The sequence below is a fragment of the Komagataeibacter ossonobensis genome (genome assembly GCF_057359305.1).
On sequence record NZ_JBXAYQ010000003.1, the window covers coordinates 67,386 to 88,909 of the forward strand.

Genomic DNA, 21,524 nt, shown 5'->3' on the forward strand with positions numbered 1-21,524 from the left:
TTGCCCGACCGGCCCGCTTGGCCCACCATGGTTGTTGCAACACACACCATGGGAACTGGTAAATGGCTCAATTCATGGCAATCGTAGCCGCGATTGCCGCAATCGTTATTTCCCATCTTCTGGGAACAAGCTTTTTCGTCAGCTTGGGGCTTGGCATAGCCTTCGCCGTTATCGGTCTTGGACTGGTAATCTGGCTGCTCGCCCGCATGGGCAAGCACCTGCCGTCCGACCCGGACGCGCCGACGACCGGCGGCAGCCATATCGAAGCCCCGAACCCGCGCCGACGCGAGACCACGCAGCCCACATTCAGGGAAAACGTGCGCAATGCCCGCGTTATCATTGACTACACGGATGCCAACAAGGAACAGACCCAGCGCACGATCGACGTTCAAGCGTTTGACTTCTACGTCAACCGTGACGGCGTCACGATCATCACCGACCTGCACGCATATTGCGAACTTCGGCACGATGTTCGGCAGTTCAAATATCGTCGAATCGGAGAGGCGTCCGACGCCGAAACCGGAGAAACGATACCCAACCTGGGGACGTGGCTCTGGGCACATCGTGCCTGATGTTTTAGCGCGGGATGGGGGTGCGTTCATATCGCCCCCCTTTGTCCACCATGGGCGCCGGGGAGGTCCCACCATGGAGTTGCCTGTTCCGGGGCTTGTTGCGGCGGTTCAGGGCCAAACACATCGGGACGAATCGTGTGCGGCGATATTCCAGACAGGCTAGCCACGGTCAGCACATGCACGCTGGGGACCTTTTTCCAGCGGCATACAGCCGAATGGGTTTTCCCTATGGCCTCTCCTATACGAGAAGGGCCACCGGCCGCCCGAATGATATTACGCACATCCATGTTCACGAGTGAGCATAACTCACATTATAATGTCAAGCATGTGCGTGTGTCAGGCTCACACATGAATTGTGCCTGATAGGCATACTCACACTCATGGAATCTAAGAAAACCATCGGGCAGCGCATTCGTGAGCTGCGCAAAGAGATGAAAATGAAACAGGCAGATTTTGTATCTGGGCTGTCTATTTCCCGTTCTTATCTATCTAAAATCGAAAGTGGTGATGAGAAACCTGGACGGGAGTTACTCATCAGAATGTGCAGCGAATTCGGACTATCCTTAGACTGGCTTACGTCAGGAATTGGAGACAAGCGAAAGGCAGAAGCCCAAAACGATCAAGAGGCTCTGCTCCTTTATGCGTTTCGATCCATGCCAAAGGACGAAGCAGAGACCCATTTGAAGCTGATGCTACAGCGCGTCAACAAGGATGTGATTGGTGACGCCTAAGTGCGTATAACTCACAAATCGCTTGACTAAATATGTGAGCTAATATCACATTCCTCTCCATCGCCACCCGCGATGGAGGTTTTTGTGTTTACCCATTCCAATCTTCAGACCATGCCGGACGCTTGCTCATGAGCGGCGATCTGACCCGCATTGAGCCGCCGGAAAAGGTCATCAGTCTGGACACCATGCGGTGGCAGCCGCTCGGTCCCGGTGCAGCCGTTGTTTTCTCCGCGCAGGATGAAACCCGAGCCCGGGCAATGATCGCGGATATCCAGCGGGACTGTCTGGATGGTGATGGCCCATTCCGTCAGCGCTTGCTGGAACTGCACCGCGTTAGCCGTGCCCTCGACCTGATCCGGCTGATCAGCAAGAATTTTGGCGGGGGCGGCGCGGTCACCGTGCTGGAATTCGTCGAGGTGAAGCGTGCATGGGATGCCCTGCAGGCCTCGGTTCTCGCCGAAAAAATTAAAGAGGCAGGGGATGGCCAATGACCCTTCCGCTGCCCACGATCAACCCCAGCGAGGCGCGGGACCTGCAGACCGCGGTCCTGCGCCGGCAGGAATGCGAACGCCAGCTGCGCCTGGCGCTATGCACCAACCCTGCTCCGGGCATTGTCCTCACCCACGCCGAACGCTGGCGCATCCGCCAGTGTATGGCGCTGCTGACCCGCGCCATGGATGCCGAGGACATCATTACCCACCAGATCGGCTGTCACCGCGTGGCCAGCCACGTACCGAACGACAAGGAAGTTGCGGCATGACCGACATTTTCCGCCCCATGGCGCCGCGCGATCTGGCATCGCGCTCGACCCTGACCAACCAGTCCGTCGCCATGAACCTGCTGCACCAGCACAACCGGTTCATGATCGATGCCGAGCAGGCAAAGGCCGAAGGTATCGAACAGGCCTGCCGCCACGCCACCAGTCAGGCCGATGCCCGCTGGATGGACATGGAAAGCCTGCTGCTGCGCGCGGCCCCCATCGACAACGCCAGTGGCGAGATCGAAGCCACCATTTTCGCCGCGCGCCGAAAGGCTGGGAAGGTGCGGACATGATCCACCTTCCCGAACACGTCCGTCATAACCTGCCAACAGTGCAGGAAGTCGGCGCGCATGTGCTGTTTTTCTTCGTCGTATGGGGTTGCCTGGGGCTGATCATTCTGGAGTGCCTGCCATGAAGACAGTCCACATCGGCATGCGCCAGAAGGTGCTGGACGCCCACCGCGACGCCATCCGCTACACCCATGCGCCTGCCGTCCCAGCCACAACCGTGCGCCGCTTCATGCCCGGTCTGAAACGGCAGAGCCACGTCACGCGGATTCTTAACGGCCTGGTGCGCAGCGGCATGCTGGCCAAGTCCGGGTATGACGACCGGGGCGGCTTCGTCACGACCTACAGCATGCCTCGGAAAGTGGGAGGCCAATCATGACCGGGACAGCTACCGGAAAGGGCATGAGCCAGAAAGCAGTCATGGAGCGCCTCAAGAAGCTGCTGGCGCTGTCCAGGTCCAGCAACGCGCACGAAGTCGCCGCCGCACTGGCGCGCGCGCAGCAGCTCATGCACGAACACCAGATCACCGAGGATGATCTGGTCCTGTCGAATGTAGGGGATTTTGCGGGTCGCTTTACGTGGAGTGCAAAGACCCGGCCGACCAAATACCAGACCCGTCTCTGGTCAATGATCAATGCGGTCTTCGGGGTAAGGTCGGTCTTTATGGAAGGCTCTGGCCAGATCCGTTTCTACGGTCTGTCAGACCGTGCCGAGATCGCAGCCTATACGTGCGATGTGCTCAGCCGACAGCTGCGCCAGGCGCGTGCTGACTTCTTGGGGGCGCAGAACAAGCGCATCAAACGCACCACCAAGATCAGCCGGGCCGACAACTTTGCCGAGGGCTGGATCTTTGCCGTGCGCAGCAAGGCGCAGCGCCTTGTCATCTCGCCCGAGGAAGAGCAGCTGCTGCTCCGCTACGAAGACACGGCGCTTGGCGAGATGGAGGAAATGAGGGGGCGTGCCGCGCCGCCCTCGCGCCGGTCTGACCAGGCGTTCTGTGATGGCCACAGGGAAGGCCGCAAGGCACAGCTGCATGCGCCCATGTCAGGTGAACAGCGGCTGGCTATCGCGGGGGATGTCCCATGAGCACCACTCCCGGCGACGTCGTTGAAGCCGGCGCGCGTGCGCTGTGCCAATCATACAATGACCCGCGTGGTCCCGACGCCATGGTCGAGACCATCCGTGGCGGCGCACTGGTGCCCAACTGGCAGAACTATCGCCGGGCTGCCGCCAATGTCCTGATCGCGGCCGCTTATGCGTCCAACGGACTGAAACCGCATGCCCTGAACGATCAGGCGCATCCGTGCCTGCGGGGCCTCCAGTTCGGGCAGGAGATCTACGACGTGGAGATCTATGGCGACGGGACCGGTCAATACCTTGGTCAGGTGGTCGAAAGCGGTAGCCCGTGCCGGATCGTTTTCCGTGGGCCTCTGGTCAAGGAAGGGAATGTGAAGCTGATCCGCGCGCGCGGCGTGCAGGCGTGGTTGAAGGAAGGGAAGGGGACCGATGCCAGCAGTTGATCAGCTACCGTTCTGGCCACGGTACCTGACGAAGGATCTGGCGGCCATGTATCTGGGCGTCAGCATTTCGACCTTCGATGATGAGGTGAAGCAGGGGTGGTGGCCGCCGGCGCGTCCGCGTGGTGGTCGAGGTGGCAGGTTGACGTGGGATCGTCAGTTGCTCGACCTATACGCCGATCAGGCCTCTGGAATCGGGGTGGGGGCACCGGCTGCAACCAGTGCCCCCGTTTCTGCAGAAAGCCTGGTCACAACGCCATCTCTAGTGGAGAGAATGAATGCCACGCTCCCGCAGAACCGGGTTGAACGTCGTGCGCAAGAAGCGCCGCGACGGTTCGGTACTTGAGTATTTTTACGACCGTGCGACCAAGAAATTCCTTGGTCACACGCGTGAGGCGGCCCTTGACCGCCTCAGCTTTCAGGATCCAGTGACCGAAGCCGGCATCGTGCCCGGCTCGATTGCCGCCCTGATCGTGGATTATCTTGGGGATGAAGACGTGCAGGACAGGCTGCGCGAGAGCACCCGTAGGCTCTATCGCGGATATCTGGATCGCATGCGTGACGACTGGGGGGACATTCCTGCCAGAGCGATCACGCGTCAGGAAATCATGGCGATCAAAAAGCGCATGCGCAGCACGCCGCGCAAAGCCAATCAGATCCTGTCCTTGCTGCAGATCCTGTTGGCGCGGGCAAAGGAACAGGGGATCGTGACTGAAAATGTTGCCGAACGCTTCGGCCGGCTGCACATCGCCAGTCGCGTCCAGATCTGGAGCTATGAAATGGAGGACGAGTTTCTTGCCCGCGCCCGCCCCTCGCTCCAACTGGCCTACATGCTGCTGCTTTACACCGTCCAACGACCCAGCGATGTGCTGAGCATGGATGCGTCCCTCATTTCCGAACGGGACGGGCGTCTGTTCATAGCCTTGCGACAATCCAAGACGGGGACGCTGCTGGATGTGCCCGTGCATGAACGTCTGGCCGGACTCTTGCGTGAACGCGTGCGTCAGATCGATCAGGAAACGGCGTCCCAATCGGGCAATGTCGTCGGCCGAATTGGCAAGCCAAGTGCGAAGCTGCTGGTACCAAGCCCGACAGGAAAGAAGTGGGCGCGGCGCAATTTCAGCCGTGCATGGGATCAGGTCATAGCCAGAATGGCACAGGGAGCGGCCAGAAAGCTTTTCCGTGAAGGCTTTTCGAAAGAAGAAGTCAGGGAGCAGCTTGATGAAAATCACAGGCAACGCCGTGACTTGCGCCGCACGGGTATCGTCCGCCTGGCAGAAGCAGGGGCCACGACGCCCCAGATCGCTTCGATCAGTGGTCACGGGATCGATTATTGCCAACGGATCATCGACACATACTTGCCGCGTCGCACTGAGGTCGCGATTGCGGGTATGCAGTTGTGGGAACAGCATCAGGAGCGGGAGACCAGCAAGGTGGTCTCCATCGCTGCTACACGGGGCCGTCTGGGGTAAGGCAAAACCGCAATGAGCCATAGTGCACTGCAAACCATCTGCAAACCGTGCAAACTTTTCGGACGCTAAGTCATTGAAAAAATGGCGCGCCCTGCTGGATTCGAACCAGCGACCCACAGCTTAGAAGGCTGTTGCTCTATCCAACTGAGCTAAGGGCGCGTGGCCTGCACTTGTGCCAGATCAGGCCTAGTGCGTCCAGTTCTGGATCCGGTCATAACGGAAATTATCCGCATAGGCCTTGGGGCGACGAATGCGCGGGGTGGGGATTTCGATATCGAAGGCGATCCCTTCGCGCGTGGCATAGGCTACGGCGCTGTCCTGATCGGGAAACTGCAGGCGCAGTTGCGACGGGGTATCGGCGCTGCCGGTCCAGCCCATCAGGGTATCGATATGACGGGGGCGGTTCTGCCCGTAATCCAGTACCCATGTATGGGTTCCGGCCTGACCTGACTGGGTAGAGGGTTTTGACTGCCTGTAAATCCGGGCTCGCATTACGATCCGTACTCCCTGGATATGGTCGGGGCGCCCGGACTCGAACCGGGGGCCTCGTGTACCCAAAACACGCGCGCTACCAGGCTGCGCCACGCCCCGCGACCACGAGCGGGAACCTATGTGGCAACTGCTGTTCTGGCAAGCACATTCTTGCAAAAAAATACCGCGCCCATCGTCCCTGCGGCAAGCAGTGTGGACGGGCGCGGCGAACAACAAGGCGTGTGATGGGCAGAAAGTGCCCCGATCAGGCCTTTTCGACCGATTTGCTGGCCAGCGGCGGAATGAACAGCGGCGCCGTATCCCACGGGAACAGTACCCATGTGTCCTGCGGGACCTCGACCACGAAAATATCCGTGATCGGGCGGCCGGCGGGCTTGGCGTACAGGCAGGCGAATACCGCCTTGGGCAGCATCTTGCGCACAAGCTGCGCCGTGACCCCCGAATCCACCAGGTCGTCAATGATCAGGAAGCCCTCGCCATCGCCCGCGGCGTCGGCGTTCTTGACGACGGAGGGTTCGCCCATCTTTTCCTCGTCATAGGTCACGACGGAAATGGTGTCGATCAGGCGGCAGTCCAGTTCACGGGCGATGATCGCGGCGGGGATCATGCCGCCGCGCGTGATGGCCACGATTCCCCTGAAGGGGCCACGGGTCATCAGCGTGCTGGCCAGTTGGCGGGCATCGCGGTGCAGCTGGTCCCATGTTACGGTTGCGTAGCTTGTAGCCATCAGAAAAGTTTTCCTCCATCGGGGACACGGCCATCGGGTCGGATCAGGACGGCCTCTCCATTACTGTCGGGCATGCCCAGTGTCAGCACCTCGCTGCGCAGGGAACCGACCTGCCGGGGCGGGACATTGATCACCGCGCAGATCTGGCGGCCAACCAGCCGGGCCGGGACATAGCGGTGGTTGACCTGCACCACCGATGACCGGACCCCGATATGGGGACCGAAATCAATGGTCAGCCGGAAGGTGTGCCGCGGCGTTTCGCGCACGGGGTGTGCATCCACCACCGTCCCGGCCCGGATATCAAGCCAGTCGCGGGTCGGTACGTCCCCCGCCGCGCCGGGCACGGCTGTATGCTCAACAGGGTCTGTCATGGAACAGCTTTTGCCCGTATCGGGGCCGATTTGCAAACAGGTGAACGTAATTTTTAGGGGCAGGACGTAGGATATTTCGCAGCGGTGCTGTTAGGGTGACGGCATCATGTCTTCCGCTCCCGTTCCACCGCCCCCGGTTGCCGTGCCCCTGCACCGTCACCCCGGACTGCCCGCGTTCCTTGCCGCCCGTACGGCTTCCTCCTTTTCCGCCTGCGTGCAGGCCGTCGCGGTGGGGTGGCAGATCTATGCCCTGACCCACAGCACGACGGCGCTGGCTCTGGTGGGGCTGGCGCAGTTCCTGCCCATGGCGGGACTTCTGCTGCCGGCGGGGCATGCGGCGGACCACCTCGACCGTCGCATGATCGTGGTGACGTGCCAGTGTATCGAGGCCCTGTCCGCCCTGCTCATGGCCATCGGCGCACTGGGCGGGTGGACCACGCCGTGGATGATCTATGCCATGGTCATGGTGTTTGGCGCCGCCCGCGCGTTCGAAATGCCATGCCAGCAGACTTTCCTGCCATCGCTCGTGCCCGTGCATGTGTTTCCACGTGCCGCGGCGGTGTCGTCCTCGCTGTTTCAGGCGGCGGCGGTGACGGGGCCGTCGGTGGGCGGGCTGCTGTACGGCGCGGGGGCCGGGGTGTGCTACCTTGTCTGCGCCATCGGCTTCGCCTGTGCGTGTGTTGGTACGTTATGTATCCGCCTGGTCTACACACCCCGGCCACGGGTGCCGCTTTCGCTGGCCACGTTTGTGGAGGTCGCGCACTTCATGCGCGCCCGGCCCGATATGCTGGGCGCGATCTCGCTGGACCTGTTCGCCGTGCTGCTGGGGGGAGCGACCGCCATGCTGCCGGTTTTCGCCAGTGATATCCTGCATGCCGGGCCGCTGGGGCTGGGGCTGTTGCGGGCCGCGCCGGCTATCGGGGCGGTGATGTGTTCCGTCATACTGGTGTGGCGGCCGCTCAACCGCCGGGCGGGGGCACGCATGTTCCTGTCCGTGGCGATCTTTGGCGTGGCGACGGTGGTCTTTGCCCTGTCGCGTTCCATGGCGGTATCCATCATCGCGCTGGCGGTGCTGGGGGCGGCCGATGTGGTCAGCGTGGTGGTGCGTGGCGCGCTGGTGCAGTTGCGCACGCCCGACAGCATGCGCGGGCGGGTTTCGGCGGTGAACATGCTGTTCATCGGGTCATCCAACCAGTTGGGCGAATTCGAAAGCGGGATGGTGGCCAGCCTGATCGGGCCGGTTGGCTCGGTCGCCCTGGGCGGGATCGGCACGCTGGCCATTACCATCGCGTGGATACGGATGTTTCCCGGGCTGTGGCGTCTTGACCGACTGGATGACATTACGCCGGAATGACCGGGGATAAAATTGGTGTATTCAGGGAAAGGGCTGCCATGGGAAATCAACCGCCCCTTCGCCGGGTGACCTGCTGGACCTTCTGAACGCGACCTGCAGATATGACGGCTGGTCGGTCTGGGTGATGTGGATACGTCATCCAGTCCGCAGTTGAGACGCGAACGGGAAATATGCCTGCTGACGCTTGGGTGCGAAGAAAATGACGATTGCGATGTCAGGACAGTATATTCCGGCACGATAAAGCCCGGAATGATTCCCATTCTGGAAGATCTGTATGATTCCAGAATGCTAACCAGGAATTTTCATCTGGCGCTGACAATATTCAGGTCGTTTTTTTGAATGTCCGGGAGGGCGTAATGACGCAGTTATGCTGAACCGCACCCCGGACAATACCCTGTAATCTTTGTATTCGTCTCATGCACGGAGGTGGACAGGTTGCGGGTTATGGTCATATGGCCTGCTTTATCCGGATGCCCGCCCGATCCGGTCCCTTGGGGACTGTCTGAAAGGCCATGGAGCAATGCCCGGAAGGGTGTCTTTTTATTACAGTCACGCGCCATGACGGATGCGTGGGGCGAACAGCCGGAACAACGGGCCGGTCAGCGCGGTTGAAATGACCGCCAGCACCATGAGGGACGCAAAGGCGAAATCCGACAGCATGCCCTGCGCATGCAGGATGGTTGCGGCCACGATTTCCATCAGTCCCTTGCATTGCAGCAGGGCGCCCACCCCCAGCGCCTGCCGCCGCGTCAGTCCGGGCGCGGGCGGAAAGGCATAGACCGATCCCATCTTGGCCAGCACCGAAATGACCACCAGCATCAGCGACGCGAGGACCGAGGGCCACGTCAGCGCATCACCATTGATATGCAGCCCGCTATGGCCAAAGAACATCGGCGCCAGCCAGATCAGGGAAAACCGCCCGACCTGTTCCACCGGCAGGCGCACGACCCAGCGTGGCGGCATGAGCGCACCGGCAAAATACGCCCCGATCAGTTCATGCAGGCCCAGATGCATGCTGGCCCATGATCCTGCGGCCAGATAGACCGGCACCGCCGCCCAGATCACCAGCTGGGGCGGGTTGGGCATGTTGCGTGTCGCCCAGTTGCTGATGATGGCCAGGGCTACGAGCAGGACAACCGCCACCCCCTCCAGCCCGGTCCAGCCATGCAGCGCCGCAGGCCCGCGGGCCGCGAACTGCAGGATGACCAGCCCGATCCACAGCGCCGCGTCATCCACCACCGCCAGCTTGAGTGCAAGCTGCCCGATCGATCGCTGCAGCGGTGGCAGTTCACGCACGATGCCGATCAGCACCGGCAGGGCGCTGACCGCAATGCATAGCCCGATGGCCAGTGACCCGATCAGCCGGCCGACATGCGGCGGATGCCATCCATGCAGGGGCAGGAAAAAATAATAGACCAGAAAGGAGCCGATGACGAACGGTCCCCCCAGCGCCACCAGCGCACCACCCAGCAGGCGACCCAGAGGGGGCGGGGGAATGGTATGGGCTGATGCATTGGCATCGGGGGGCTGCCACATTTCCAGCCCGGCGGTAAAGGCCAGCACCAGCACGGCCAGCCAGCCGATATTGTCACCATAAACGGATGGGATGCCGATTTCATGCACCGGCGCATGCATGACCGCCAGCACGATCCCGAGCAGGATTGGCAGGACAACAATCGGAATTGCCCTATGTGCCAGTCGCCATACCGCCCATGGGAAAATAACAAACAGGGCAGCATCAAGAACAAGCGCCGTAGTGTTCGACAATCTCAAACCTTTCCCATATATAATATGAATAGGTTATATGTAAAAAATTAAAATTGGAACTTTTATTTTTCTTAATGTCCGGAAATATATGCCCTGCTGGTCAGGGCAATCCTGTTTTGTCATTCCGTGCCTGACTATGCCTGTAAAAAGGCAACAGTTCTTGTCGCGACGGCCGGAAGCCCGCCACGATACAGCGCAAGTATATGGAAACGCCGGTATGGACCGGCGGTTTGATGGCGCGGCAGGCCGGATGCATCACCTTGCTGGCATCATGGCATGGCGTGCGATGATTTCATTACGGCATACGAAGTATATTTTATATTCGAATGGCACATACAATATATAAATTGATGAAATGAATTGATTTACAAATATAACAGATAAGAAAAACCCATAATTTTATATTTTATATGCATATATAGAGAAAATTATTTGATGTCAGTCATGGTTGATCACGCTTGTGTGCGTGACGGTTACAGGCAGCGAAGGCGCCCCCATGGGCGGCTTCTGATTGAAGAGGACCTGCTTCACCATGCCCAAAAATGTCGTAAATCCCGAATTCCTGCCGATTCTGGAAAAAATGCCGTCATTTGATGGCCTGTCCGGACGGTCGCTGCCGGAAGTGCGTGAGATATTCATGACGTCGGTGCGGCTGATCGAAGGGCGTCCCCTGCCGGATGTGGAAACGCAGGAAGAATATGTTCCTGGTCCCGCCGGTGCGCCTGACGTGCGTGTCCTGATCTATCGCCCCCGCGTGCGGCGGCCCAATGCCCCGGCCATTGTCTATATCCATGGCGGTGGACTGGTTTCGGGACATCCGGAAGTGGATGACCCGAAATGCCAGGTGCTGGCCAGCAAGATGGGGTTTGTCATTGTCTCTGTCGATTACCGGCTGGCGCCAGAGGTCAAATATCCCGGCGCGATCGAGGACTGTTACGCCGTCCTGAAATGGGTACATGACAACGCGGCCGGATTGGGCATCAATCGCGACAAGGTAGCCGTGGCAGGTGAAAGTGCGGGTGGTGGGCTGAGTGCGGCCCTGGCGCTGATGGCGCGCGACCGCAAGGAATACAGGCTTGCCTACCAGCTGCTGATCTATCCCATGCTGGATGACCGTACGGCGACCAAGGTCGATCCCGCGCCCGATTTTGGTGAATATGTCTGGACCCGTTCGGCCAACAAATATGCATGGGAAGCGTATCTGGGGGCGAAGGCAGGGGGCGATGACACGCCGGCCTATGCATCTGCCGCGCGGGCGAAGGACCTGTCCGGCCTGCCGCCCACCTTTATCGGGGTGGGGTCGATGGACCTGTTTCTGTGCGAGGATCTGGACTATGCCCGCCGCCTGATGGCCGCAGGTATCCCGACCGAGGTCATGGTCGTGCCGGGCGCATACCATGTGTTCGACATGTTCGTGCCGGATGCGGAACTGTCGCGCCGGTTCATGGATGCCTACTGCGCAGGGCTGAAGCGTACGCTTGGCCTGTAATCCCTGATCCGACCTGACCTGACCCGGCCCTGACGTGATGTCTCGGCCGGGTTTTCATATTCTGCCGTCATTGCTGGTGGGGTGGATGTTTCCGCACACATGGTAAAATTTTCACATGTTCTGAAACAGGGCAGTATGTAAGACTGCATTGCAATGCGGTGGACGCCAGTTGTCGCTTCCACTGCAGGGCTTTCGACAATTCCATGGCCGCGCAATGGGTATGCTGGTACTGGACTGATTATTCCGGCCCAGAAGCAGGATCTGGCGCATTTATTTAAAGAATAGGGAATATCGGCGAATAACATCACCAACCGCCTGAAGTGCGGCTGCATCTGTCCGATGGCCGTGTCTACCATGGCATGGAACAGACAGTCGGATTAAGGAAATCCAGCCCTGCTGATCTGACACTAATTTTTAAGGTAAGATGGCTCCCGAAGTAGGACTCGAACCTACGACCCAGCGATTAACAGTCGCTTGCTCTACCAACTGAGCTATTCGGGATCAGCGTTGAGCAGCTTATAGCCACACTGGTGGGGGGGCGTAAACCCCCCTTTTGAACTTTTTTTCAAAAAGGGGGAAAATGGAAAACCGGACCGGCTGAAAGCACGGTAATGCCTTTGTGTTGCAGGAGAAATGCCCACCAATGGTCGATGAAAACAGGGAAGGGCGGCCGCCACGCCTGCTGCGGCGTGCGGTCATGCCGCTGCTGGTTGGGGCAGGTTGTGCCGTGGTGGGTGCGCAGTGGCTGCAAAGCCGCCAGCAGGCCCGTATCGTACGGCATGATGATGCGCTGCTGGATGGCGAAGCGCATGACCTGACGCTGTCATGGCCGTTTGCCCAGGCATCGACGCTGTACAATGTGGCGCTGCGGCAGGACTTCTTTTCCCAGTACCGGCTGGATGTGCACCTGCGTTCCGGCGCTGTAACGGGGCGGGACGCCATTGCCGACCTGCGGGCGGGGCGCAGCATGGCGGCCGTGGCCCCCGTGCTGTCGTGGCTGCAGGCGTATCAGGCGGATGCGGACCTGCCCGCGCGGCTGGTCATGGGATTGCAGGCGGGGACATTTCGCCTGCTGGTGCGCAAGCGGCTGCGGATTGCCAAGATCGAGGATCTGGTGGGCCGCAGGATCGCGGTGCTGAATGCGGATATGGCGGACCGGCTGTTCTTTTCCGTCATCCTGCGCCGCAAGGGACTGAACCCGGATACAGCGCCCGACTGGGTGATCCTGCCGCCCGACCAGATTGATGACGCCCTGGCGGCGGGCACGGTGGACGCCGTGGCCCTGCATGACCCGCTGGCGTGGCAGCTGCTGAACAACCGGGCGCTGGATCTGGTGGAACTGGTCAATAGCGTGAAGGGGTTGTACGCGGAACGCACAAATCTTGCGCTGGGTGTCTCGACGGACCTGCTGGCGCAGACGCCGGGTGCCGCCGTGGCCCTTGTGCTGGCGCTATCGCATGCTGCCCACTGGCTGCCCGGACATATGGCGGAAGCCGCGGCCCTGCTTGATGGCCGGGTGGACAGCATGGATCAGGACACGATTTTGCAGATGATGCGCCACGAAGTGCTGGGGGTCAGCCCCGTGGGTAATGACCTGAAAATACAGGTCGCGCGGTATGTGGATGAACTCAAGCTGCTGGGCATCTTTCCCGACAGCCTTGATTCGGCTGGTTACGCCCGTAGCATTTCAGCCGATATCCTGCACCATGGCCAACGGGGCAGCCATGGTGCGGGACAGTCGGGATGATATAGGAACTAAAAGTTTTTGGGTGTTGCCTTTTTTCAAAAAAGCGCGGTTCTGACGAAGCTTTTTGAAAAAAGCTTCACCAGGAACTTCCTCGTATTTTTTTCAGGCCGGATGCGCGTTGGATTATAGGGACGGGTGAATTTACCAGGTAAACCCAAGGCTCGCCTGCGCGTTCCGGCGCTCGCCATAATAGCACCATTCCTGATTATAGGAGGCATAGCTCAGGCAGTTCGCGACGTAATTCTTGTCAAACAGGTTGCGGGCACTGGCCGCGACGGTCCAGCCATGAAGTGAGGGCGAAAGGTTCGACAGGTCATAGCGTAATGACGCATCGAATACGGCGTATTGCGGTACCCAGACGCTGCCATAGCTGGCCTCGCCACCATAGGATTTGTTCGAATACCGCATGCCACCACCAAAGCCGAGACCTTTTGCCGGCCCCGAAGGCATGGTGTAGAACGCAAACAGCGATGCGTTGCCCGTCCCGGACTGGATCAGGGGCTTGCCCGTCGAATCATCATGGACTTTCTGCACGCTGACCGCGGCCGTGATCATCAGGTTCCTGTAAGGCTCGGCATGGGCTTCGAATTCGAAACCGTCCGAATGTACTTTCCCGCTTTCCGTGCTGTAACCCAGGTTGCCAACGGCAACCAGCACATTGGTCTGTTCAATATGGAAGCCCGCCGCCGTAAACAGCAGCGACGTGCCCGGAAGCTGGTATTTCAGCCCCCCTTCAAGCTGTTTGCCAAGGGACGGATCTGCCTGGCGGAACGTGTGGCCCCCATCGCTGGAAACCGTGCCCGACTGCGGCTGGAACGATGTCGAGTAGCTGATATAGGGCGAAAGGCCGAAATTGAAATGGTAAAGGGCCGAAGCACGCCATGTAATCTGGCGGGGATTTTCATGCGATGATGTATGGTACATGTATTCGTTCTGCTGCGAACGATACCAGTCATTACGCAGGCTGCCGGTCACGACCAGACCCTTCCAGCGCATTTCATCCTGCGCGTACATGCCGATCTGGTGTGAATTGGTCTGGTAATGCAGATATGGACTCATGGCGGGAATGGCCATGTTATAGTCCGGGTGCAGGACATTCAGGTCCGGCGCACTACCGTAAAACCCTTCTTCCGATGCGCTCTGCTGCATGTAGTCAAAGCCGAACATCATCGTATGGCGCAGGGGACCGGTGCGGACATGGCCCTTGAACTGGCTGTCGAATGCCAGATTGTGCGTATGTTCGTTCGTGCCAAAGGCGGAACGGCTGAGCATGTCATTACTGGTGTAATAACCGTTGTTGTACACGCTGCGATAGATGGTCTTGATGTCATCGTACCGCCCGCGGCTGGTAAAGCTCCAGTTATCGTTGAAACGGTGGTTGAAAATATAGGTGATGCCGCCCTGTCGGCGGTTGAATTTCTCGAACGATTCATCACCGTCATAAAAATCCCGGGGCAGGTAGCCATAAGATGCGGGCCTGAGCGACCCCACCAGCGGTTCGCCGCCATAGGTGCCATTTTCGGGATCGTACTGGTAGTTGCCCAGAATGGTCAGCGTGGTCGGTCCATCACCGCCGAATGTAAAGGACGGGCTGATGGAAAAGCGCCGGCTGCCCGTCCGGCTCATCTGGCTGTGCTGGCCATTGACCGTGCCATACAGCCGGTAGCGCACCATGCCGTCCTTCGTGGCGTAACCACCAACATCGGCATCCACGCGATACAGGTCGAACATGCCGCCCGTCGTGTTGACGCCACCATAGAATTTCTGGTCGGTCGGCAGCTTGCTGGACAGGGCGACAAGGCCGCCGGGGCTGGACTGGCCATATAGCGCGGATGCTGGCCCCTTCAGGATCTCGACCCGTTCCAGCCGTGACGTATCGGTCTGCGCCGTGGCATAGCCCGTGGGACTGTCCTGCAGCTTGAGCCCATCAAGGAAGGTCGGGACCGTAAAGCCGCGCAGGGCGAACTGGTCATAGCGCGTGCCCTCGCCACCGCCACGCAGGTCGGGGGTGATGCCCGCCGTGTAGCGCACGGCCTGATTAAGGCTGAGTACCCCGCGCACATCCATTTCGTTGCGGCTGACAACCGTGACCGACTGGGCGGTTTCGATCAGCGGCGTATCGGATTTCGTGGCCGAGGACGCGACTGTCGCCGGCCTGCGGGCATGGACCTCCAGCTTTTCCGCCTGCACGGCGTTCGCGTCAGGCTGGGGGGCTGCTTTTTTCACGCGCGACGGCCGCGCACGATGGGTGTGGTCCGATTTTTCAACCAGATCAGCCGCAAGGGCATGCCCTGTCACCAGAAGTGAAAGAGGAAATACATAAAAAACCCTGCTGCGCTGCATGCCTGACCTCATTCCTGCCATTTTCTGCCGTGTGGAAGTGGGGTCGTATAGTAATTGAGAATCATTTGCAATACATATCAAAACGTGTCTGCAAAGTGGCTTTTCGTGCTGGCGCGGTATCCATCCGGGGCGGGCGACCTGCTGACCGGCATTCCGTCTGTCGGAACCGGCCGGACCATAGTTTTTCTGGTTTTTATTAACGGATGCAGGATGGTTTCCAGAATCCCACATGGACAGGGAAAGTAAATAAAAATATATTACCAGAAATTATTTTTGGATTATTTGGAATGAGAAAATATTTCCCGATTGCGCTAGTTTCAATTGTATGCGCCTTCTGGCAGACGGCCGCATGGGCCGGGTCTTGCTATGATCTGCAGCATCAGGAACCATCGGAACTGACCGGAACGCTGGATTATGTCGTGTTTCCCGGGCCACCCAATTATGAAGATGTGCAGAAGGGCGATACACCTGAACCATCCTATATCCTGAAACTGCATGATCCCATCTGCATTGCAGATGATGTGGATGGGTTTGCTGATCCGGGGAACATTTTTCAGGATGTCCAGTTAACGGCGGAACAACCTGCATTCGAGCAGTTTCGTAACCTTCTGCACCAGATTGTTACAGTAAAGGTTACGAATCCGATGGCGGCGGAAACGGGTCATTACCATGAACCACTGCTTGTAACCGTCACGTCGATTGCGCCCGCACAGGAAAAGCCCATGGATTTTGATTGATGAGTATGGAACCGCGGCAACGACAATCCGCGCGTTCTATGCCGCATTGGGGGACGGGCAGGGGGGCAATGCCTCAGCCATGGTCGTGCCGGAAAAACGCACCCGGCCGGCCTTCGCGCCAGAAAACATCACCCGGTTTTATGGCAGCCTGGCCGATCCCATACGCCTGATCGATATTGCACAGGAAAATGCCAACACGTTTATCGTGAGTTATCATTACGCAACGAAATCAAGCGGCTGCAATGGCAGGGCGCGGATTACGACAACCATGCGCGATGGACGTAATTATATCCAGGGCATCCGGGCACTGAACGGCTGCCAGAGGCGTTTCGGCCGTCCCGCCAGCAATGCCCTTCGTGATATGCGGGACAGTCGCCTGCCTGTCCCATCCCGCTGCTGGCGCGGCCATGCTGTCTTCATGTCCGCGCCGTCTGGTGGTGCGGCCTAGCACACGTCGCGGTAATAGGGCTGCGCCAGTGCCGCAGGGGCCGCCATGACCCGCCGCATGCGGTGCCAGACCACGACCGGCACGATAATGAAGGCCATGGTGCCCAGATATGGCAGCATGTTCAGGAATGCCGGGTCAATCGGCCAGTTATGCGCCTGCCCGACAAAGGACAGGGCGGTGACCAGCCCGAACAGCAGCGCGGACAGCGTGACGATAACCGGGCGGTACCCGGCAAAGATCACCAGTGCCAGCGCAATCCACCCGCGACCTGCCACCATGCCTTCCGACCATACGGGTACATAGGTCAGCGTCAGGTATCCCCCCGCCAGCCCCGCCATCGCACCGCCAAGGGTGACATACCAGAACCGCATGGCCATGACCGGAATGCCCGCCGCATCCGCCGCCGCCGGGTTTTCCCCCACCGCGCGCATGTTCAGCCCATGGCGGGTGCGGAACATGACAAAATGCACCAGTGCGGGCAGCAGCACGTAAATCGGCACGATCAGGATATTCTGCCCGAACAGGGCAGGGCCAATCACCGGAATGGATGACAGCACCGGGACGGAGACATGGCCGAATGTCGTCGTTACCGGCTGGCCTGCATAATTGTGACCCAGTGCCGTGGACAGGCCCAGCCCCATGAAGGTTGTCGCCAGCCCGCACAGCACCTGGTTGGCCCGCATCACCACGGCGCCAAAGGCGAACACCATGCCGCCCGCAGCCCCAACCAGCCCCGCCACCAGCAACCCGACCCATGGCGAGGAAACGGAGGATACGGTCATGACCGCCGTCACCGCCCCCAGCGCCATAAGCCCCTCCACGCCAAGGTTGGTCACGCCAACCCGTTCGGCCAGCACTTCACCAAGGGCGGCCAGCGCCAGCACCCCGCCCGCCAGCACGGCGGTGGCCAGCATGCCCGTCAGTAGCGTGATCATGATGCTTTCCCCTTTGGCGTGGTACTGGCCACGGGCCGGTAATGGGCCAGTTCATCGCCAATGGCGATCATGAACAGGATCAGTCCCGTAATGGCCAGGACAACCGACGCCGAAAGCTGCTGTGTCTGCATGACAATGCCGGAATCAAGGATCAGCGCCATAAGCAGGGCGGCGGGAATGACATTCAGGCACGACCCGCGCGCCAGAACGGCGACCACGATCCCCAGGTAACCGAAATTGTTGGCCATGCCGCCCTGCAGCCGATGGACGGTGCCCGCGACTTCAAACATGCCCGCAAGGCCCGCAAGCGCCCCCGACAGCAGCATGACCGAAATGATGCGCAGCCGAACCGGAATCCCGGCATAGCGCGCGGCTTCGGGGTTGGCGCCGCCAATGCGGATTTCATATCCCCACCGCGTGCGCGACAGCACAAGCGCCAGCCCCACCACGATCACGATGGCCACGGGAAAGCCCCAGTGCACGATGCCCCACATTTCGGGAATGGCGACCGGCAGGCGCTGGGTTGAAACCTGCGCCCCGCTGATCCGGTCGCGCCACGGCCCGGTGGTCAGGTAATAGGTCAGCAGCGATGCGATGAAATTCAGCAGTAGCGTGGTGATGATTTCATTCACCCCGGCATAGGCGCGTGCCAGCGTCGGCACCGTAATCCACGCCATGCCGCCCAGGATGCCGGCAATGGTCATGATCGGCAGCAGCACGACGGCGGGGCCATGCAGCCCCAGGGCGACACCGGTCGCGGCAATGGCGCCAGCATAGAACTGGCCCTCCGCCCCGATATTCCACAGCCCGATCGTGCCACATACCGTCACCGCCGCCCCGGTCAGCAGCAGCGGGCACATGAACAGGGCCAGATCTTCCAGCCCGAAGCGTGAACCAAGGGTGGAACGCAGGATCAGTTCCGCCAGCGTGACCGGGCTGTGCCCCGACAGCGCCAGCACGCCCGCGATGATGAACAGCGACAGCACGATCGCCGCCAGTCGCAGCACAAGGATGCGCCCCGCCGGTGCGCTGGGCAGGCGCTGGAATGCACGTGCGGCCATTACTGTGTTGCTCCCGGTTGGGTACCGGCGGCATCCCGGCCGCCCATCAGCAGGCCGATGGTGGCCATGTCGGCTGCCTCGGCATCGATTACGGACATGAGCCGCCCATGGAACATGACACCAATCCGGTCCGATACATTCAGCAGATCTTCCAGATCTTCGGATATGAACACCACCGCCACCCCCTGGTCACGCAGGTCGGTCAGATACCCCAGCATGGTGGCGATCGCCCCGATATCCAGCCCGCGCGCGGGGTAGGCCGCGACCAGAACCCGGCTGGCGATACGGATTTCACGCCGCGCCACCAGCCTTTGCTGGTTGCCGCCCGACAGGTTGCGGATGGGCATGGCGAAATCGGGAATGGTGACCTGAGCCAGTTCCGCAATGTCGCGCGCCAGCACGCCCGCCGCCTGCGCATCATACAGCCCATGTGTCCCGATGGGCGGGTAGGGGTATTCACGCAGCGCCATGTTGGTGGTGACCGAAAGCGATGGCGCCAGCGCGCTGCGCAGCCGGTCCTCGGGGATGTGCCCGACACCCGCGCGCGCGAACAGGGCCGGGTCCGCGCGGTCCACAAGGCTGCCGTCCAGAAGGATTTCGCCTGACGTAAGGGCCATAAGCCCCGTCAGCACATGCGTCAGTTCCCGCTGCCCGTTGCCCGCGACCCCGGCAATACCAAGGATTTCGCCACCATGCAGGTCAAGGCTGACATCGCGCAGGGTTTCCACCCCCCGGTCGTCACGCACGCTGACATTGCGCAGCTGCATGACCGGGTCGGGTGCGATGGGGGCAGCCCCTTCGGGCCGGGCGCGCATGTTGCGCCGGACGATGTCACGCCCCACCATGGTCGCCGCCAGCATGGACGGATTGCAGTCCGCCGTGTTGAACGTGCCAACCTTGCGCCCGCCACGCAGGATGCTGACGCGGTCGGAAATCTCCATCACCTCATCCAGCTTGTGGCTGATGATGATGACGGCGTTGCCCTGCGCGCGGAACGCCTTCAGCGCGCGGAACAGTTCGCCCGTCTCCTCCGGCGTCAGCACGGCGGTGGGTTCATCCATGATCAGCAGGCGGGCCTTGCGCGCCAGGACGCGCAGGATTTCGACACGCTGCTGCTCGCCCGCCGACAGGTCGCACACACGCGCATCGGGCCGGACGGGAAAGCCGAAGCGTTCGGAAATCTCACGCGTGCGGGCTTCCATCACGGCGGGGGAGGCGATACGTGGCGCCTCATCCCAGCCAAGGTGGATGTTTTCCGCCACCGTAAAGGCCTGTACCAGCTTGAAATGCTGGTGCACCATGCCGATGCCCGCGCGGATCGCCTCCTGCGGGGCGGTAAAGGTCTGGCCGTAGCCATCAAGGATGATCTCGCCTTCCTCCGGCTGGTAGATGCCGGTGACGACGTTCATCAGCGTGGATTTCCCGGCCCCGTTTTCCCCCAGCAGGGCATGGATCTCACCCGGCCAGACATCAAGGTCCACGTCCTTGTTGGCGATCACGCCGGGAAAGAACTTGCCAATCCCGCGCAACTGCAGGACCGGCGGCGTGCCCGGCGCGACGCCGGGGGGGGCGGACTGCTTATTCAAGGCCGGATACTCCTGCGACAGCCCAGTCGCTGTGATAGATTTCCAGATCGCTCAGCGTGACGCCATCGGGCACGCGCAGGCGGCCATGGTTGTCATGGATCGGGCCACGGAACGGGTTGTAGCCCGCCAGCAGGCGCGTGCGCATGGCGTCGGCCTGGCGCGCGACTGCGGGCGGCACGCCTGGCCCCCATGCATCGCGGTCCACACCGTGCCCCAGTGTCAGGAAACGGCCCTGCGGCTGCCATGTGCCCGCCAGCAGGTCGCGCACCTGCGAGACATAGAAATCATTGAAATCAAGGTCCACCGAACTGACATAGGCTTCCGGCCCGTAATCCAGCATGCCGGTGTTCCACATCGCCGCCTTCAGCCCGCGCTGCACCGCCACGCGCAGATAGGCCGGTTCATCCATGATGCCGCACAGGAAGTCACACCCGTTATCCGCCAGCGCGGTCGCCGCCTGTGTCGCGGCCTGCGGGTCGAACCATGCGTTGATGGTGATGCTCTGTAACGTAACCGACGGGTTGACCGACTGCGCGCCCAGAAGCGTCGCGTTGGCCGAGGCATAGACCGACGGGATGGGAAACGCGCCCAGAAACCCGATCTTGCCCGTGCGTGTCATAAGGCCCGCCGCAATGCCGATGATATAGCTGGCATACCAGTGCGCCACGTAATACCAGCCCAGGTTGCCGGTCACATTGGTGCCGTCACATTCCATGAACGCCACGTCCGGCGCGCGGTCCGACACGTCCTTGATGAAATCACCGTATTCGGAGGTCGCGAACACCATCTGCGCGCCTTCGGCCACGAACTGCCGGAAAATGCGCGTGGCGTCAGCGGAATAGGGTACGCTTTCGACATAGATGGTGCGGATTTTCGGGAATGCGCGGCGCACGGCCTGCACGCCCCGGTCATGCACCATGGACCACCCGCCATCGGTAATCGGCCCGGTATGGCCAAAGCCGATCACGGCATCCGCTTCCGCCAGTGGCCTGCGCCATGCGGGCGTGGCTGCCGCGTGGGCGGGCCGCAGCAGCCCCGAACCCGCAGCCCCCGCCATACCCAGCAGTGCGCGGCGCGTTGTCAGCAGCCGCCCCCGCGGCCCTGAAACTGTCATAAGATGTTATCCCC

Annotated in this window: 26 protein-coding genes and 3 tRNA genes; 17 read left to right on the plus strand and 12 right to left on the minus strand. The window is 60.6% G+C overall.

Annotation, left to right across the window (positions count from 1 at the left end; all coding sequences use genetic code 11):
* Positions 1-74 precede the first annotated feature (74 nt).
* From AC1RQ9_RS04265 to AC1RQ9_RS04315, 11 genes are all read left to right on the plus strand, one after another.
* The gene (locus tag AC1RQ9_RS04265) at positions 75-572 is read left to right on the plus strand and encodes a hypothetical protein (RefSeq protein WP_485985703.1); all 498 of its coding nucleotides are present in this window, start codon (positions 75-77) and stop codon (positions 570-572) included.
* Positions 573-952: 380 nt separating this feature from the next.
* Entirely contained in the window at positions 953-1,303 is a 351-nt protein-coding gene (locus tag AC1RQ9_RS04270; protein ID WP_485985704.1) for a helix-turn-helix domain-containing protein, read from the plus strand.
* A gap of 128 nt (positions 1,304-1,431) precedes the next feature.
* Positions 1,432-1,794: a hypothetical protein gene (locus AC1RQ9_RS04275; protein ID WP_485985705.1), complete on the plus strand. Its 363-nt coding sequence runs from the start codon at positions 1,432-1,434 to the stop codon at positions 1,792-1,794.
* Positions 1,791-2,063, plus strand: coding sequence for a hypothetical protein (locus AC1RQ9_RS04280; protein WP_485985706.1), 273 nt, complete (start codon positions 1,791-1,793; stop codon positions 2,061-2,063). Before AC1RQ9_RS04275 ends, AC1RQ9_RS04280 begins: the two co-directional genes overlap by 4 nt.
* The gene (locus AC1RQ9_RS04285) at positions 2,060-2,356 is read left to right on the plus strand and encodes a hypothetical protein (protein ID WP_485985707.1); all 297 of its coding nucleotides are present in this window, start codon (positions 2,060-2,062) and stop codon (positions 2,354-2,356) included. Before AC1RQ9_RS04280 ends, AC1RQ9_RS04285 begins: the two co-directional genes overlap by 4 nt.
* Positions 2,353-2,478: a hypothetical protein gene (locus tag AC1RQ9_RS04290; protein ID WP_485985708.1), complete on the plus strand. Its 126-nt coding sequence runs from the start codon at positions 2,353-2,355 to the stop codon at positions 2,476-2,478. The genes AC1RQ9_RS04285 and AC1RQ9_RS04290 overlap by 4 nt, the downstream gene beginning before the upstream one ends.
* Positions 2,475-2,729, plus strand: a complete 255-nt coding sequence (locus tag AC1RQ9_RS04295; RefSeq protein ID WP_485985710.1) for a hypothetical protein — start codon at positions 2,475-2,477, stop codon at positions 2,727-2,729. Before AC1RQ9_RS04290 ends, AC1RQ9_RS04295 begins: the two co-directional genes overlap by 4 nt.
* 23 nt (positions 2,730-2,752) lie before the next feature.
* Positions 2,753-3,436, plus strand: coding sequence for a DUF7168 domain-containing protein (locus AC1RQ9_RS04300; protein WP_485985711.1), 684 nt, complete (start codon positions 2,753-2,755; stop codon positions 3,434-3,436).
* Positions 3,433-3,870 (plus strand): hypothetical protein, encoded by a 438-nt coding sequence (locus AC1RQ9_RS04305; protein WP_485985713.1) that lies wholly within the window; start codon positions 3,433-3,435, stop codon positions 3,868-3,870. Before AC1RQ9_RS04300 ends, AC1RQ9_RS04305 begins: the two co-directional genes overlap by 4 nt.
* Positions 3,857-4,213 (plus strand): DNA-binding protein, encoded by a 357-nt coding sequence (locus tag AC1RQ9_RS04310; RefSeq protein WP_485985714.1) that lies wholly within the window; start codon positions 3,857-3,859, stop codon positions 4,211-4,213. Before AC1RQ9_RS04305 ends, AC1RQ9_RS04310 begins: the two co-directional genes overlap by 14 nt.
* Positions 4,146-5,339 (plus strand): tyrosine-type recombinase/integrase, encoded by a 1,194-nt coding sequence (locus AC1RQ9_RS04315; protein ID WP_485985716.1) that lies wholly within the window; start codon positions 4,146-4,148, stop codon positions 5,337-5,339. Before AC1RQ9_RS04310 ends, AC1RQ9_RS04315 begins: the two co-directional genes overlap by 68 nt.
* Positions 5,340-5,421: 82 nt before the next feature.
* Here AC1RQ9_RS04315 and AC1RQ9_RS04320 read toward each other — a convergent pair.
* The 5 genes from AC1RQ9_RS04320 to AC1RQ9_RS04340 all read right to left on the minus strand — a co-directional run bounded on the left by AC1RQ9_RS04320 (position 5,422) and on the right by AC1RQ9_RS04340 (position 6,929).
* Positions 5,422-5,498 (minus strand) — tRNA-Arg (locus AC1RQ9_RS04320).
* Positions 5,499-5,525: 27 nt separating this feature from the next.
* Entirely contained in the window at positions 5,526-5,831 is a 306-nt protein-coding gene (locus tag AC1RQ9_RS04325; RefSeq protein WP_019086625.1) for an ETC complex I subunit, read from the minus strand.
* A 22-nt stretch (positions 5,832-5,853) separates the two neighbouring features.
* A tRNA-Pro gene (locus tag AC1RQ9_RS04330) sits at positions 5,854-5,930 on the minus strand.
* A gap of 145 nt (positions 5,931-6,075) precedes the next feature.
* Positions 6,076-6,558 carry a xanthine phosphoribosyltransferase gene (gpt, locus tag AC1RQ9_RS04335; RefSeq protein WP_019086624.1) on the minus strand — a complete coding sequence of 161 codons (483 nt, stop codon included), beginning with the start codon at positions 6,556-6,558 and terminating at the stop codon, positions 6,076-6,078.
* Positions 6,558-6,929: a tRNA-binding protein gene (locus AC1RQ9_RS04340; RefSeq protein WP_485985718.1), complete on the minus strand. Its 372-nt coding sequence runs from the start codon at positions 6,927-6,929 to the stop codon at positions 6,558-6,560. The genes gpt and AC1RQ9_RS04340 overlap by 1 nt, the downstream gene beginning before the upstream one ends.
* Before the next feature lie 106 nt (positions 6,930-7,035).
* Between AC1RQ9_RS04340 and AC1RQ9_RS04345 the strand changes: the two genes are divergently transcribed.
* Both AC1RQ9_RS04345 and AC1RQ9_RS04350 read left to right on the plus strand, forming a co-directional pair.
* Positions 7,036-8,283 (plus strand): MFS transporter, encoded by a 1,248-nt coding sequence (locus AC1RQ9_RS04345; RefSeq protein WP_193732294.1) that lies wholly within the window; start codon positions 7,036-7,038, stop codon positions 8,281-8,283.
* Positions 8,284-8,409: 126 nt separating this feature from the next.
* Positions 8,410-8,622 (plus strand): DUF6911 family protein, encoded by a 213-nt coding sequence (locus tag AC1RQ9_RS04350; protein ID WP_485985719.1) that lies wholly within the window; start codon positions 8,410-8,412, stop codon positions 8,620-8,622.
* 210 nt (positions 8,623-8,832) lie between these two features.
* Here AC1RQ9_RS04350 and AC1RQ9_RS04355 read toward each other — a convergent pair whose 3' ends face one another.
* A complete protein-coding gene (locus AC1RQ9_RS04355) occupies positions 8,833-10,050 on the minus strand; it encodes a cation:proton antiporter (protein ID WP_485985720.1) in 1,218 nt (405 codons plus the stop codon).
* Positions 10,051-10,582: 532 nt separating this feature from the next.
* On the opposite strand from AC1RQ9_RS04355, the gene AC1RQ9_RS04360 reads away from it, so the two are divergent.
* A complete protein-coding gene (locus AC1RQ9_RS04360; RefSeq protein WP_193732291.1) occupies positions 10,583-11,539 on the plus strand; it encodes an alpha/beta hydrolase in 957 nt (318 codons plus the stop codon).
* A 425-nt stretch (positions 11,540-11,964) separates the two neighbouring features.
* Here the strand turns inward: AC1RQ9_RS04360 and AC1RQ9_RS04365 are convergent.
* Positions 11,965-12,040, minus strand: a tRNA-Asn gene (locus AC1RQ9_RS04365).
* A gap of 142 nt (positions 12,041-12,182) precedes the next feature.
* On the opposite strand from AC1RQ9_RS04365, the gene AC1RQ9_RS04370 reads away from it, so the two are divergent.
* Entirely contained in the window at positions 12,183-13,286 is a 1,104-nt protein-coding gene (locus AC1RQ9_RS04370; protein ID WP_485985721.1) for an ABC transporter substrate-binding protein, read from the plus strand.
* Positions 13,287-13,427: 141 nt separating this feature from the next.
* Here AC1RQ9_RS04370 and AC1RQ9_RS04375 read toward each other — a convergent pair whose 3' ends face one another.
* Positions 13,428-15,629 carry a TonB-dependent siderophore receptor gene (locus AC1RQ9_RS04375; protein ID WP_485985722.1) on the minus strand — a complete coding sequence of 734 codons (2,202 nt, stop codon included), beginning with the start codon at positions 15,627-15,629 and terminating at the stop codon, positions 13,428-13,430.
* Positions 15,630-15,832: 203 nt separating this feature from the next.
* Here AC1RQ9_RS04375 and AC1RQ9_RS04380 point away from each other — a divergent pair, with 203 nt between their 5' ends.
* Both AC1RQ9_RS04380 and AC1RQ9_RS04385 read left to right on the plus strand, forming a co-directional pair.
* The gene (locus AC1RQ9_RS04380) at positions 15,833-16,366 is read left to right on the plus strand and encodes a hypothetical protein (RefSeq protein WP_485985723.1); all 534 of its coding nucleotides are present in this window, start codon (positions 15,833-15,835) and stop codon (positions 16,364-16,366) included.
* Entirely contained in the window at positions 16,359-16,814 is a 456-nt protein-coding gene (locus AC1RQ9_RS04385; protein WP_485985725.1) for a hypothetical protein, read from the plus strand. Before AC1RQ9_RS04380 ends, AC1RQ9_RS04385 begins: the two co-directional genes overlap by 8 nt.
* Here the strand turns inward: AC1RQ9_RS04385 and AC1RQ9_RS04390 are convergent.
* Genes AC1RQ9_RS04390 through AC1RQ9_RS04405 form a run of 4 tightly spaced genes read right to left on the minus strand, consistent with a single transcriptional unit; the run spans position 16,811 to position 21,510 of the window.
* Positions 16,811-17,749 (minus strand): ABC transporter permease, encoded by a 939-nt coding sequence (locus AC1RQ9_RS04390; protein WP_485985727.1) that lies wholly within the window; start codon positions 17,747-17,749, stop codon positions 16,811-16,813. The two genes, AC1RQ9_RS04385 and AC1RQ9_RS04390, sit on opposite strands and share 4 nt — an antisense overlap.
* Positions 17,746-18,810, minus strand: a complete 1,065-nt coding sequence (locus AC1RQ9_RS04395) for an ABC transporter permease (RefSeq protein WP_193732287.1) — start codon at positions 18,808-18,810, stop codon at positions 17,746-17,748. Before AC1RQ9_RS04395 ends, AC1RQ9_RS04390 begins: the two co-directional genes overlap by 4 nt.
* Positions 18,810-20,396, minus strand: coding sequence for an ABC transporter ATP-binding protein (locus AC1RQ9_RS04400; RefSeq protein ID WP_485985729.1), 1,587 nt, complete (start codon positions 20,394-20,396; stop codon positions 18,810-18,812). Before AC1RQ9_RS04400 ends, AC1RQ9_RS04395 begins: the two co-directional genes overlap by 1 nt.
* Entirely contained in the window at positions 20,389-21,510 is a 1,122-nt protein-coding gene (locus AC1RQ9_RS04405; protein ID WP_485985730.1) for a BMP family ABC transporter substrate-binding protein, read from the minus strand. The genes AC1RQ9_RS04400 and AC1RQ9_RS04405 overlap by 8 nt, the downstream gene beginning before the upstream one ends.
* Positions 21,511-21,524 lie beyond the last annotated feature (14 nt).

What these genes read in the sequence shown, in the direction of transcription:
- AC1RQ9_RS04265 (WP_485985703.1), top strand. Translation starts at nt 75, where the DNA reads ATGGCAATCGTAGCCGCGATTGCCGCAATCGTTATTTCCCATCTTCTG.
- AC1RQ9_RS04270 (WP_485985704.1), top strand. Translation starts at nt 953, where the DNA reads ATGGAATCTAAGAAAACCATCGGGCAGCGCATTCGTGAGCTGCGCAAA.
- AC1RQ9_RS04275 (WP_485985705.1), top strand. Translation starts at nt 1,432, where the DNA reads ATGAGCGGCGATCTGACCCGCATTGAGCCGCCGGAAAAGGTCATCAGT.
- AC1RQ9_RS04280 (WP_485985706.1), top strand. Translation starts at nt 1,791, where the DNA reads ATGACCCTTCCGCTGCCCACGATCAACCCCAGCGAGGCGCGGGACCTG.
- AC1RQ9_RS04285 (WP_485985707.1), top strand. Translation starts at nt 2,060, where the DNA reads ATGACCGACATTTTCCGCCCCATGGCGCCGCGCGATCTGGCATCGCGC.
- AC1RQ9_RS04290 (WP_485985708.1), top strand. Translation starts at nt 2,353, where the DNA reads ATGATCCACCTTCCCGAACACGTCCGTCATAACCTGCCAACAGTGCAG.
- AC1RQ9_RS04295 (WP_485985710.1), top strand. Translation starts at nt 2,475, where the DNA reads ATGAAGACAGTCCACATCGGCATGCGCCAGAAGGTGCTGGACGCCCAC.
- AC1RQ9_RS04300 (WP_485985711.1), top strand. Translation starts at nt 2,753, where the DNA reads ATGAGCCAGAAAGCAGTCATGGAGCGCCTCAAGAAGCTGCTGGCGCTG.
- AC1RQ9_RS04305 (WP_485985713.1), top strand. Translation starts at nt 3,433, where the DNA reads ATGAGCACCACTCCCGGCGACGTCGTTGAAGCCGGCGCGCGTGCGCTG.
- AC1RQ9_RS04310 (WP_485985714.1), top strand. Translation starts at nt 3,857, where the DNA reads ATGCCAGCAGTTGATCAGCTACCGTTCTGGCCACGGTACCTGACGAAG.
- AC1RQ9_RS04315 (WP_485985716.1), top strand. Translation starts at nt 4,146, where the DNA reads ATGCCACGCTCCCGCAGAACCGGGTTGAACGTCGTGCGCAAGAAGCGC.
- AC1RQ9_RS04325 (WP_019086625.1), bottom strand. Translation starts at nt 5,831, where the DNA reads ATGCGAGCCCGGATTTACAGGCAGTCAAAACCCTCTACCCAGTCAGGT.
- gpt (WP_019086624.1), bottom strand. Translation starts at nt 6,558, where the DNA reads ATGGCTACAAGCTACGCAACCGTAACATGGGACCAGCTGCACCGCGAT.
- AC1RQ9_RS04340 (WP_485985718.1), bottom strand. Translation starts at nt 6,929, where the DNA reads ATGACAGACCCTGTTGAGCATACAGCCGTGCCCGGCGCGGCGGGGGAC.
- AC1RQ9_RS04345 (WP_193732294.1), top strand. Translation starts at nt 7,036, where the DNA reads ATGTCTTCCGCTCCCGTTCCACCGCCCCCGGTTGCCGTGCCCCTGCAC.
- AC1RQ9_RS04360 (WP_193732291.1), top strand. Translation starts at nt 10,583, where the DNA reads ATGCCCAAAAATGTCGTAAATCCCGAATTCCTGCCGATTCTGGAAAAA.
- AC1RQ9_RS04370 (WP_485985721.1), top strand. Translation starts at nt 12,183, where the DNA reads ATGGTCGATGAAAACAGGGAAGGGCGGCCGCCACGCCTGCTGCGGCGT.
- AC1RQ9_RS04375 (WP_485985722.1), bottom strand. Translation starts at nt 15,629, where the DNA reads ATGCAGCGCAGCAGGGTTTTTTATGTATTTCCTCTTTCACTTCTGGTG.
- AC1RQ9_RS04380 (WP_485985723.1), top strand. Translation starts at nt 15,833, where the DNA reads ATGCAGGATGGTTTCCAGAATCCCACATGGACAGGGAAAGTAAATAAA.
- AC1RQ9_RS04390 (WP_485985727.1), bottom strand. Translation starts at nt 17,749, where the DNA reads ATGATCACGCTACTGACGGGCATGCTGGCCACCGCCGTGCTGGCGGGC.
- AC1RQ9_RS04395 (WP_193732287.1), bottom strand. Translation starts at nt 18,810, where the DNA reads ATGGCCGCACGTGCATTCCAGCGCCTGCCCAGCGCACCGGCGGGGCGC.
- AC1RQ9_RS04405 (WP_485985730.1), bottom strand. Translation starts at nt 21,510, where the DNA reads ATGACAGTTTCAGGGCCGCGGGGGCGGCTGCTGACAACGCGCCGCGCA.